10 protein-coding genes are annotated in these 11,422 nt (G+C 60.4%); 6 read left to right on the forward strand and 4 right to left on the reverse strand.

Features of this window, described 5'->3' with window-relative positions:
- Positions 1 to 27: 27 nt before the first annotated feature.
- The 5 genes from nagK (at position 28) to ABLV52_RS03635 (ending at position 5,853) form a co-directional block, all read left to right on the forward strand.
- Positions 28 to 939 (forward strand): N-acetylglucosamine kinase, encoded by a 912-nt coding sequence (nagK, locus tag ABLV52_RS03615; RefSeq protein WP_044522096.1) that lies wholly within the window; start codon positions 28 to 30, stop codon positions 937 to 939.
- 14 nt (positions 940 to 953) lie between these two features.
- Positions 954 to 1,784, forward strand: a complete 831-nt coding sequence (cobB, locus tag ABLV52_RS03620; protein WP_017898959.1) for a Sir2 family NAD+-dependent deacetylase — start codon at positions 954 to 956, stop codon at positions 1,782 to 1,784.
- Positions 1,785 to 1,874: 90 nt separating this feature from the next.
- Positions 1,875 to 2,219, forward strand: coding sequence for a hypothetical protein (locus tag ABLV52_RS03625; RefSeq protein WP_348890006.1), 345 nt, complete (start codon positions 1,875 to 1,877; stop codon positions 2,217 to 2,219).
- Positions 2,220 to 2,503: 284 nt separating this feature from the next.
- Positions 2,504 to 4,132 carry a long-chain fatty acid--CoA ligase gene (locus ABLV52_RS03630; protein ID WP_348890007.1) on the forward strand — a complete coding sequence of 543 codons (1,629 nt, stop codon included), beginning with the start codon at positions 2,504 to 2,506 and terminating at the stop codon, positions 4,130 to 4,132.
- A complete protein-coding gene (locus ABLV52_RS03635; protein WP_194859436.1) occupies positions 4,129 to 5,853 on the forward strand; it encodes an aldehyde dehydrogenase family protein in 1,725 nt (574 codons plus the stop codon). Before ABLV52_RS03630 ends, ABLV52_RS03635 begins: the two co-directional genes overlap by 4 nt.
- 45 nt (positions 5,854 to 5,898) lie before the next feature.
- On the opposite strand, the gene potD is transcribed toward ABLV52_RS03635, so the two are convergent.
- From potD to potA, 4 genes are read right to left on the reverse strand one after another with little or no spacing between them, the layout of a single operon-like run.
- A complete protein-coding gene (gene potD, locus ABLV52_RS03640) occupies positions 5,899 to 6,945 on the reverse strand; it encodes a spermidine/putrescine ABC transporter substrate-binding protein PotD (RefSeq protein ID WP_023289157.1) in 1,047 nt (348 codons plus the stop codon).
- A complete protein-coding gene (gene potC, locus ABLV52_RS03645) occupies positions 6,942 to 7,727 on the reverse strand; it encodes a spermidine/putrescine ABC transporter permease PotC (protein WP_004150813.1) in 786 nt (261 codons plus the stop codon). Before potC ends, potD begins: the two co-directional genes overlap by 4 nt.
- Positions 7,724 to 8,581 (reverse strand): spermidine/putrescine ABC transporter permease PotB, encoded by an 858-nt coding sequence (gene potB / locus ABLV52_RS03650; protein WP_004150812.1) that lies wholly within the window; start codon positions 8,579 to 8,581, stop codon positions 7,724 to 7,726. Before potB ends, potC begins: the two co-directional genes overlap by 4 nt.
- A complete protein-coding gene (gene potA, locus ABLV52_RS03655) occupies positions 8,565 to 9,701 on the reverse strand; it encodes a spermidine/putrescine ABC transporter ATP-binding protein PotA (protein WP_032452454.1) in 1,137 nt (378 codons plus the stop codon). The genes potB and potA overlap by 17 nt, the downstream gene beginning before the upstream one ends.
- A 257-nt stretch (positions 9,702 to 9,958) precedes the next feature.
- Here potA and pepT point away from each other — a divergent pair, with 257 nt between their 5' ends.
- Complete coding sequence (gene pepT, locus ABLV52_RS03660) at positions 9,959 to 11,191, forward strand: peptidase T (RefSeq protein WP_023289160.1); 1,233 nt, start codon at positions 9,959 to 9,961, stop codon at positions 11,189 to 11,191.
- Positions 11,192 to 11,422 lie beyond the last annotated feature (231 nt).

Raw genomic sequence — 11,422 nt, forward strand, 5'->3', positions numbered from 1 at the left:
GCTGACGACACAAGAGGAATTGCTGAAATGTACTATGGATTTGACATTGGCGGCAGCAAGATAGCGCTGGGCGTATTTAATCAGGAGCGGCGGCTGCAGTGGGAAAAACGCGTCGCCACGCCGAAAAGCAGTTATGAGGATTTTCTCCAGGCGGTGGAGGCGCTGGTCCGCGAGGCCGATGCGCGCTTCGACCGGCAGGGGACGGTTGGGATCGGTATCCCGGGGATGCCGGAAACGGCGGACGGTACGCTGTATGCCGCTAACGTGCCTGCCGCCAGCGGCCGGCCGCTGCGCGCCGACCTCAGCGCGCGACTGGGGCGCGATGTGCGCCTCGATAATGACGCCAACTGCTTCGCGCTGTCGGAAGCGTGGGACGATGAGTTTACGCAATACCCGCTGGTGATGGGGCTGATCCTCGGCACCGGCGTGGGCGGCGGCCTGGTGTTGAACGGTAAATCGATTACCGGACATAGCTATATCACCGGCGAGTTTGGTCATATTCGTCTGCCGGTGGATGCCCTGGAGGTGGTCGGGCGTGATTTTCCGCTGCTTCGCTGCGGCTGCGGCCAGCTGGGCTGCATTGAAAATTATCTCTCCGGCCGCGGTTTCGCCTGGCTGTATGAACATTTTTATCAGCAACCGCTTACCTCGCCGGAGATTGTGGCGCAGTGGCAGCAGCACGATCCGCGCGCCCAGGCGCATGTAGAGCGCTATCTCGATCTGCTGGCGGTGTGTCTGGGAAATATACTGACCATTGTCGACCCGGATTTGCTGGTGCTCGGCGGTGGATTATCTAACTTTACGGCCATTAGCGAAGGGCTGGCGCAGCGATTGCCGCGCCATCTTCTGCCGGTCGCCAGGGTACCGCGCATTGAGCGCGCGCGCCACGGCGATGCCGGGGGAATGCGCGGTGCGGCCTTCCTTCATCTGAGCCATTAACCACAGAGGTAGCTATGCAGTCGCGCCGTTTACATCGATTGAGCCGTTTTCGTCGCAATAAACGTCAGTTGCGTGACCGTCTGCGTCAGCGGATTTTCTTTAGGGAGGACAGGATGAAGCCTGAAGCGATGGCCAAACCGAGAGTGGTGGTGTTAACCGGCGCGGGCATATCGGCGGAGTCGGGGATCAAAACTTTCCGCGCGGCCGATGGCCTGTGGGAAGAGCATCGGGTGGAAGATGTGGCGACGCCGGAAGGCTTCGCCCGCGACCCGGCGCTGGTGCAGGCGTTCTACAACGCCCGCCGTCGTCAGCTGCAGAGTCCGGAGATCGCGCCGAACGCGGCGCATCTGGCGCTGGCGCGTCTGGAGGATCTGCTGGGCGACCATTTTCTGCTGGTCACCCAGAATATCGATAATCTGCATGAACGCGCCGGCAACCGCCGGGTGATCCATATGCACGGCGAGCTGCTGAAGGTGCGCTGTTCGTGGAGCGGCCAGGTGCTGGAGTGGACCGGGGACGTCACCGCAGAGGACAAATGCCACTGCTGCCAGTTCCCGGCGGCGCTGCGTCCGCACGTGGTCTGGTTTGGCGAAATGCCGCTGGGGATGGACGAGATCTACAGCGCGCTGGCCGAAGCGGATATCTTTATCGCCATCGGCACCTCCGGCCACGTCTATCCGGCGGCCGGCTTTGTGCACGAGGCGCGACTGCACGGCGCCCATACCGTTGAACTGAACCTCGAGCCCAGCCAGGTGGGCAGCGAGTTTGCCGAAAAGCACTACGGGCTGGCAAGCGAAGTGGTACCCGCCTTTATCGATAAGCTGCTGCAGGAAAACGCGCTGTAAACTGAATCAGCCTGCCGGGGGCCAGGGCGATGCCCACCGCTTCCGGCAGCGCTGTTGACAAGGATGTCACGTCATGACAGGAGTCAGACCATGCATCATCCCCTGGTCATTGCATCGATCGCCTTGATCGCGGCCATTATCATTGGCGTCTGGAGCCTGCGTGCGCTACCTGAATACGCCGATAGCCGACCGATCCTCTTCCTGCTGTGCCTGTTGATCGGCACCGGCAGCGCGTTGTGCCTGCTGCTGGATGGCTTAGCCCTGCTGTTCACCGGTCAGGTCGCGACGGGCGGTGTGCGGATATACGGCCCCATGCTGCTGCTGGTGGTGCTGTGGAAACCCCTCAACGGGCTCTTCGGCATCATTGAAGATTTTGTGCAACGGCGAGCCGAAAAAGGGAAGGACAAAGGCCAGCGCGACGGTGGGCGACGTTGATCCGCTTTCCTCTGAGGCGCGCATCACGTACTCCAGGCTATCTTCAGTCCCCCGGCGGTCGCTCTGGCGATATCGCCCGGACCGGCGCCGGGCAATGCCCTTCATCATATCATTCTCGGCTTCTCCTTTCTGAGCGATTACCCGCGATAATTTTGTGCGTGACCGCTGATTTCCGTACGTTTTTTTGTGCAGACCGGCAAATGTAGACCAGATTCAATAGGCGTCCGCACGTTCGCGCCGCGACCCTGTTCCCCCGCCCGGAAGTCTGTAAAGGAGACCCCGCCATGCCGTCACCGATGATTTATCAGGATCTCACTACCACCGCGCTGCTCAGCCATGCGGCGCAATACCACAGCGAGACGGAGATCGTCTCGGTGGGCGCCGGCGGTGAGAAGGAGCGCAGCAGCTGGGGGGAAGTGGCCAGCCGCGCTCAGCGGCTGGCATCGGCGCTGGCGTCGCTGGGGCTGCCGCCGGGCGCCCGCTGCGCCACCCTCGCATGGAACAATCGCCGCCACCTGGAGATCTATTTTGCCGTCGCCTCCGGCGGCTGGGTGACGCACACCGTCAATCCGCGGCTGTCGGTTGACCATCTGCGGTATATCCTCAACGACGCTGCCGACGAGGTGCTGTTCTTTGACCAGACCTTTTTGCCGCTGGTGGCGCAGCTCCTGCCGCAGCTGCCGACGGTGAAACACGTCGTGCTGATGGCGCCCCGCAGCGAAGCGGCGCTCAGCCAGCTGCCCTCATTGCTGTTTTTTGACGAACTGTTGCAGCAGGGGATGGCAGACTATCGCTGGCCGCCGCTCAATGAACTGACGCCGGCCTCGCTCTGCTACACCTCGGGGACCACCGGCCGACCGAAAGGGGTGTTGAATACCCATCGTTCGCTGGTCCTGCATGCCCTGAGCGGCAATCAGCCGGACGCCGCCGGGATCTCGGCCAGGGATAGCCTGTTGCCGGTGGTGCCGATGTTCCATGTCAACGCGTGGGGGACGCCGTTTATCGCCGCCATGGTCGGCGCGCGGCTGGTGCTACCGGGGCCGCACCTCGATGGCGACAGCCTGCTGCAGCTGCTGGCCGCCGAGAAGGTGACGGTGGCGTTCGGCGTGCCGGTGATCTGGGTCGGTCTGTTGGCGGCGATGCGGCGGTCGGACATGCGGCTGCCTGATTTTAAACGCGCGTTTGTCGGGGGCTCCGCGCTGCCGCCGTCGATGATGGAGGCCTTTCAGCACGATTACGGCATTACGCTGATCCACGCCTGGGGAATGACCGAAACATCGCCCATCGGCACCATTAACACGCTGTTGAGCAAACATGACGCACTCCCGGCGCGGGAGCAGCAAAAACAGCGTACCGGTCAGGGGCGGCCTATTTTTGGCATCGAGCTACAGGTGGTGGATGTCGAGGGCGACCCACTGCCGATGGACGGTCAAAGTCAGGGATATCTGCAGGTCAGAGGGCACTGGGTGGTGGAGCAGTACTATGGTCAGGACGAAAGCGCCCTGACCGCGGCAGGCTGGTTTGATACCGGCGATATCGGTACGCTCGACGCCAATGGTTATCTGGTGATCAGCGATCGGGCAAAGGATATCATCAAGTCCGGCGGCGAGTGGATCTCCACCGTTGAGCTGGAGAATATCGCCATCGCGCATCAGGCGGTGCGCAGCGCGGCGGCCATCGCCGCCCGCCACCCGCGCTGGGACGAGCGGCCGGTGCTGCTGTGCGTTCGCGTGGAAGGGGGCGAAGTGGAAGAGAGCGAACTGCTGGCCTGGTTTGAGAAACGGGTGCCCAAATGGCAGATCCCGGACCGGGTGATATTTGTCGATGCGCTACCGGTCAGCGCCACGGGCAAGGTGCTCAAGAATCAGCTGCGCCAGGCCTATGGAGAGATTTTAATGAGTGAGGGAAAATGAGCCACGCGCGACCCGGTCTGACGACCTGCTCTCAGTATGACGCAGCGCTGCACGCCTTGTCGGCGGCGCGCCAGCGCTGGGCGGAGACCTCAGTGAATCGTCGTCTGGCGCTCCTGCGCCAGATCAAGGATGCCCTGGCTTCAATTGCTCCTGCGTGGGTGGAGGCGGCGGCGAGGGCCAAAGGACTACCGCCAGGCGATCCGCTGACGGGCGAAGAGTGGCTGGCAGGCCCCTGCGCGCTGATGGTCGGCTGCAACGGGCTTATCGCCACCCTGGAGCAGCTGGAGGAGAAAACCTTTCTGCGGCGGATCCCGCTGCGGACGCTGGCGGACGGCCGCCTGGCGCTGCGGGTGGTGCCCGGCACGCTCTGGGATCGACTGTTGCTGTCTGGTGTTCGCGCTGAAATTTGGATGCAGCCGGGGGTCACCCGGGCCAATCTCGATCGCTGCGCGGCAGCCGCATACGATATCCCGCCGGCCGCGCGGCAGGGCAAGCTGGCGCTGGTGCTCGGCGCCGGGAATGTGGCCTCTATCGCGCCGCTGGACGTATTACACAAACTGTTTATTGAAAATCAAGTCTGCCTGCTGAAGCTCAACCCGGTGAATGATTATCTGCACGATCTGCTGGCTCAGGCTCTGGCGCCGCTGATCGCCATGGATGCGCTCCGCATCGTCACCGGCGACGCCCAGGCGGGGGCGTGGCTGACCACCCATCCCGCTGTCGATGAGATCCATATCACCGGCTCGCGGGAGAGCCATGACGCTATCGTCTGGGGCGATGGTGAGGCGGCTCGCCAGCGTCGGGCCGCCGGGACGCCGCTGAACCCGCGTCGGGTGACCTCGGAGCTGGGCGGCGTCAGCCCTACCATTATCGTCCCCGGTCCGTGGAGCGAGGCGGATATCGCTTTTCAGGCGCAGCAGCTGGCGACGCAGAAGATGAACAATGGCGGGTTTAACTGCGTGGCCAGCCAGGTGCTGATCCTGCAGCAGGGCTGGGAGCCGGCGTCGGCCCTGCTTAGTCAGCTGTACCGGCTGATCGCCGCCAATACCCGTCCGGACTATTACCCCGGCGCGGAAAACCGGCTGACTGACTTTCGCCTGCGCGCCCGTCAGCCGCTGGAGATAGCCCGCGGCGACGCGCTGCCGTTGATTGTGGCGAACACCGAGGATGATCCGGACTTCTGCCAGCAGGAGGTCTTTGGCCCGGGGCTGTCGATCACCCGCCTTGAGGCCGACAGCGCGGAAAGCTTTTTGCGCCAGGCGATCGGCTATGCCAATCAGCGGCTGCAGGGCACGCTGGGGGCCAATATTGTGATCCACCCGCGCACCCGCAAGGCGATTGGGCGTAAGCGTTTTAACGCGCTGATCGCCGAGCTGCGCTATGGCACAGTGGCGATCAACTGCTGGAGCGGGGTGGCCTTCCTGTTAGCTCCCTGCCCGTGGGGGGCGTTTCCCGGCCACAGGCTCGACGATATTCAGAGCGGGCAGGGCAAGGTGCATAACAGCTTTATGCTGGAGAAAACCGAGCGCACGGTGATTGAGGCGCCGTTTCGGCCGTTTCCGCGCAGTCTGTGGCATGGCGAACTGACGCTGATGCCCCTGCCGCCCTGGTTTATTACTCACCGGGGGCAGGAAGCGGTGGCGCAGCGGCTAGTGGATTTTTACCATCGGCCGCGCTGGCGCAAGCTGCCGGCGATCCTCTGGTGCGCGCTGAGGGGCTAAAGTGAGAGCAAAAAAAGGGCGGAACCGCGGTTCCGCCCTGCGGGATTAGCGGCCCGCTTTCAGCTTCTGGTAATACTCTTCATAAATAGCGCTGGCGCTGCCGACGTCATTTTGCCATTCGCCTTTCTCGATGGTGGCGGCGTCCGGATAGAGCGATTTATCGTTGGCCACGGCCGGGCTGAGCATTTTGCGCGCCGCCAGGTTTGGCGTGGGGTAGCCGATGGTTTCCGCGACCTGCTTGGCGACATCCGGGCGTAGCAGGAAGTTAATCAGCTTCAGCGCGCCGTCGACGTTTTTCGCATTTGCCGGGATCGACAGGCTGTCCATCCAGAAGATGCCGCCTTCTTTCGGCCAGATCACTTCCAGCGGCGTACCAGCCTGGCGGGCGACGTAAGCCGAACCGTTCCATACCATGCCGAGGTTCACTTCGCCTTCCATATACGGGTTCGCCGGGTTATCGGAGTTAAACGCCGCGACGTTGGGCATCAGTTTTTTCAGCTCGTTATAGGCGGCTTCAATCTCTTTCGGGTCGGTCGTGTTGCCGGAATAGCCCAGCTTACGCAGCGCTATCTGGAACACTTCGCGCGCGTCGTCGGTCAGCAGCAGGCTGCTTTTGTATTCCGGCTTCCACAGGTCGGCCCAGCTGGTGACGGTTTTCGGATCGATAGCGTCGCTGTTGACGCCGATGGCCGTCGCCCCCCAGATGTAGGGGATGGAGTAGTCGTTATTCGGGTCGAACGGTTTGTTCAGCATCTGCGGATCGAGGTTGCTGAAGTTAGTCAGCTTGCTCTTATCGATCTTCTGCAGCATGCCTTCTTTACGCATCTTGTCGACGAAGTAGGTCGACGGGACGACCAGGTCGTACGCCCCGTCTTTATAGGTCTTGAGCTTGGCGTACATGGTTTCGTTCGACTCGTAGGTCGAGTAGATAACCTTGATGCCGGTCTCTTTGGTGAACTGCTCCAGCAGGCCCGGCGGCACATATTCGGTCCAGTTGTAGAAGTAGAGCGTTTTGCTGTCGTCCGCGTGGGCGGCGCTCATGCCGATTGCCAGAGCGCCCGCCGCGAGCAGGTGGCGTGACCATTTTTTCATTTTAACGTCCCCTGAGTTTTATCACGTGCAATTAACTGACTGGCGATGACCATCACCAGCGACAGAACCAACAGTATCGTTGCCAGAGCGTTCACCTCTGGCGAAACGCCGACCTTGACCATCGAATAGATCTTCAGCGGCAGGATTTCATACCCCGGACCGGTGACGAACGAGGAGACCACCACGTCATCCATCGACAGCGTGAAGCTCAGCAGCCACCCGGCCGCCACCGCCGGCAGGGCCAGCGGCAGGATAATTTTGCGCAGGATGGTCATCTCGCTGGCGCCCAGATCTTTCGCCGCCTCCAGCATCCGCACATCAAAGCCTTTCAGCCGGGAGTAAACGGTGACCACCACAAACGGCAGGCAAAAGGTGATATGCGAAAACAGCAGCGACCAGAAGCCAAGCTGGACGCCAATCAGCATAAACAGCACCAGCAGGGAGATGGCCATGACAATATCGGGCGACATCATCACCACAAACAGCATGCCGCTAACGAACGGTTTGCCGCGAAAACGGTAGCGGTACAGCGCCACGGCGGTTAGCGAGCCGATAAGGGTGGCGAAGGTCGCCGACAGCACCGCCATGGTCAGCGAGTGCTGGGCGGCCTGCAGCAGGCTATCGTTGTTCATCAGCAGACTATACCAGTCGGTGGTGAACCCCTGCCAGTTGATGCCGAAACGCGACCGGTTAAACGAGTTAACGATCAGAATAATAATAGGGATGTAGAGATACGCGTAGATGGCGGTCATAAAGCCGCCGCGCAGCAGTCGACCGATCATTCCAGCTCCACCTTTTTATTCAGCAGGCGCGCCGCGCGCCAGTAAATCAACAGCATCAGGCCCATCACCAGGGTTAAGGTAATGCTGGTTGCCGCGCCGAACGGCCAGTCGCGAATATTGAGGAACTGGCTCTTGATCACATTGCCGATCAGCAGGTTCTTGGCGCCGCCCATCAGGTCGGAAACGTAGAACAGCCCCATCGCCGGCAACATGACCAGCAGGCAGCCGGCGATGATCCCCGGCATGGTCAGAGGAATGATGATGCGGATAAACGTCTGCAGCTTGCTGGCACCGAGATCTTTCGCCGCTTCCAGCAGCGGCCGATCCAGTTTCTCAATGCTGGAGTAGAGCGGCATCACCATAAACGGCAGCAGGATATACACCAGGCCGATAATCACCGCCGACGGGGTGAACATAATGCGTATCGGCGTGTCGATCACTCCCAGCCACAGGAGAAACTCGTTCAGGTAGCCTTTGGTGCTGAGGAAAATCTTCAGCCCGTAGATGCGGATCAACGAGTTGGTCCAGAAGGGAACGATCAGCAGGAACAGCAGCAGGGGCCGCACCTTCTGCGGCAGCCGGGCAAGGAACCACGCAAACGGGTAGCCCAGCGCCAGGCAGGCGAGGGTCGCCAGCAGCGCCATGTTCAGCGAATGCAGCAGCACGTCGTAATAGAGCGGATCCAGCAGCCGCGAGTAGTTGTCCAGCGTGAAGACCAGCTTGACGAAGTTAGCGTCGTCGCGGGTCAGGAAGCTGGTGGCGATGATCATCAGGTTGGGCAGAAAGACAAACAGCACCAGCCAACCGACGATGGTGGCGATCACCACATTCTGGAATTTACTGGTGTTCTTCATCGGCCAGCACCACCTCCCAGCTCTCCACCCAATTGATAGACATTTTCTGGTCAAGAGAGTGGTCGAAATCCGGGTCGTCTTCGTTAAAGAATTCGCTGACCATCACCATTTTGCCGTTTTCCAGCTCCACCACCGACTCGAGGGTCATGCCCTTATAGTTGCGCTCGCGCACATAGCCGATCAGGCCGTCGGCGTCGCTGTTGTGGTGGATCTCATCGACGCGCAGATCTTCCGGGCGCAGCAGGACATGCAGACGCTGGCCGGCCTCCACCGCAAAATTGACGGTGATGTTGCATTCACGCCCTTCCACGCTGGCCCGCACGCGCTGTTCGTCGAGGCGTTCAATGACCGTGGCGTCGAAGATATTAATCTCGCCGATAAAGCTGGCGACGAACAGGTTTTTTGGCTCTTCGTAGATCTCGCGCGGGGTGCCGTCCTGTTCGATTTTGCCATCACGCATCACCACGATGCGATCGGACATGGTCAGGGCCTCTTCCTGGTCGTGAGTGACGAAGACGAAGGTGATGCCGAGCTTACGCTGCAGCGCTTTCAGTTCGTTCTGCATCTGCTTACGCAGCTTGTAATCCAGCGCCGAAAGGGATTCATCGAGCAGCAGCAGGCGCGGTTTGTTGACCACCGCGCGGGCGATGGCCACGCGCTGCTGCTGGCCGCCGGAGAGCTGGTGCGGTTTGCGCTGGGCAAACGTCTCCAGCTGCACCATCTTTAAGGCATCCATCACCCGCGGAGTGATTTCCGCCGCCGGGGTTTTCTGCATGCGCAGGCCGAAGGCGACGTTCTCGAACACCGTCATATGCGGAAACAGGGCGTAGCTTTGGAATACGGTATTAACGTGGCGGTTTTCCGCCGGAACATGAGTGATATCGTGATCTTCGAGATGGATCCGTCCGCTGTCGACGTTTTCCAGGCCGGCGATAAGGCGCAGAACGGTGGTTTTACCGCAGCCAGAGGGGCCAAGCAGGGTGAGAAACTCACCATTGTTGATGGTCAGGTTAAGGTTATCGATGACCGTTTTACCATCAAAGCTTTTGCGAATTCCCGCCAGTTGCACCAGCGGCGAACGCGAACGCGGTTGTATATTCAATTTTTGACTCTGTCCCATGTAGACGCAACGGAAACTTCCGACCGCTGCGGGGTTTGTGATTAACCACCTTTGGGGTTGCACGTTTTTAATAAGGGCCAGCATTCTACGGCAAACGAGGGTAATCGCCAATCCTTGATACGCCTGCATAGTCTACCTTTACACCATAACGTCGGTTCCGTTATTAAATTTCGCTTTACGGGCTAAGAATGACCTGACGCAATATTTGTCTTTTCTGGCTTATCAATAATGTTGTCACAAAAGAAGAGGGTGGCTACATGGATAAATTGCTTGAGCGTTTTTTGCAGTACGTTTCTTTGGACACGCAGTCGAAGCCTGGCGTTCGTCAGGTCCCCAGCACGGAAGGGCAGTGGAAGCTGTTACGCCTGTTGCAGGCGCAGCTGGAAGAAATGGGACTGGTCAAGGTAACGCTGAGTGAAAAAGGGACGGTAATGGGAACCCTGCCTGCCAACGTCGAGGGCGATATCCCGGCCATCGGCTTTATCTCTCACGTCGACACCTCCCCGGATTTCAGCGGCAAAAACGTTAACCCGCAGATTGTCGAAAACTATCGCGGCGGCGATATTGCGCTGGGTATCGGCGATGAGGTGCTCTCCCCGGTGATGTTCCCGGTTCTCCATCAGCTTTTGGGGCAGACGCTGATCACCACCGACGGGAAAACGCTGCTGGGGGCGGACGACAAGGCCGGCATCGCCGAGATCATGACCGCGCTGGCGACCCTGCAGGCGAAAAATATCCCCCACGGCGATATCCGCGTGGCCTTCACCCCCGATGAAGAGGTCGGAAAAGGGGCGAAACATTTCGACGTCGAGGCCTTTGACGCCCGCTGGGCCTATACCGTTGACGGCGGCGGGGTCGGCGAACTGGAGTTTGAAAACTTCAATGCCGCCTCGGTGACCATTAAGATCGTCGGCAACAACGTGCACCCCGGCACTGCGAAAGGGGTGATGGTCAACGCGCTGTCGCTGGCCGCGCGGATTCATGCCGAAGTGCCGGCCGACGAGGCGCCGGAGACTACCGAAGGCTATGAAGGCTTTTATCATCTCACCAGTATCAAAGGCAGCGTCGATCGGGCCGAGATGCACTACATCATCCGCGATTTTGACCGTAAGCACTTCGAGGCGCGCAAGCGCAAGATGATGGAGATCGCCAAAAAGGTGGGCAAGGGGCTGCACCCGGACTGCTATATCGAGCTGGTGATCGAGGACAGTTATTACAATATGCATGAGCAGGTGATCGCCCATCCGCACGTGGTCGATATTGCCCGCCAGGCCATGGTGGACTGCGATATCGAACCGCAGATGAAGCCGATCCGCGGCGGTACCGACGGGGCGCAGCTCTCGTTTATGGGACTGCCATGCCCGAACCTGTTTACCGGCGGCTACAACTATCACGGCAAACATGAGTTTGTCACCCTGGAAGGGATGGAGAAAGCGGTGCAGGTGATCGTGCGTATCGCCGAGCTGACGGCGGCACGAAAAGGGCATTAATCTTCTCAGGCAGCCCGGTAGGGCCGCGAGTCGGACAAGACGCCGGATGGCGGCTAACGCCTTATCCGGCCTACGGTCCAACCGGTGGCCGCGGAACCCGTAGGCCCGGCAAGCGCAGCGCCGCCGGGCGGTCAACAGCAGAGCGGGTACTCGTCTTTATGCCGGATGGCGGCTAACGCCTTATCCGGCCTACGGTCCAACCGGTGGCCGCGGAACCCGTAGGCCCGGCAA

Origin of the sequence: Klebsiella sp. GB_Kp056 (genome assembly GCF_040064755.1) — a bacterium.
Classification (GTDB): Bacteria; Pseudomonadota; Gammaproteobacteria; order Enterobacterales; family Enterobacteriaceae; genus Klebsiella; species Klebsiella quasipneumoniae.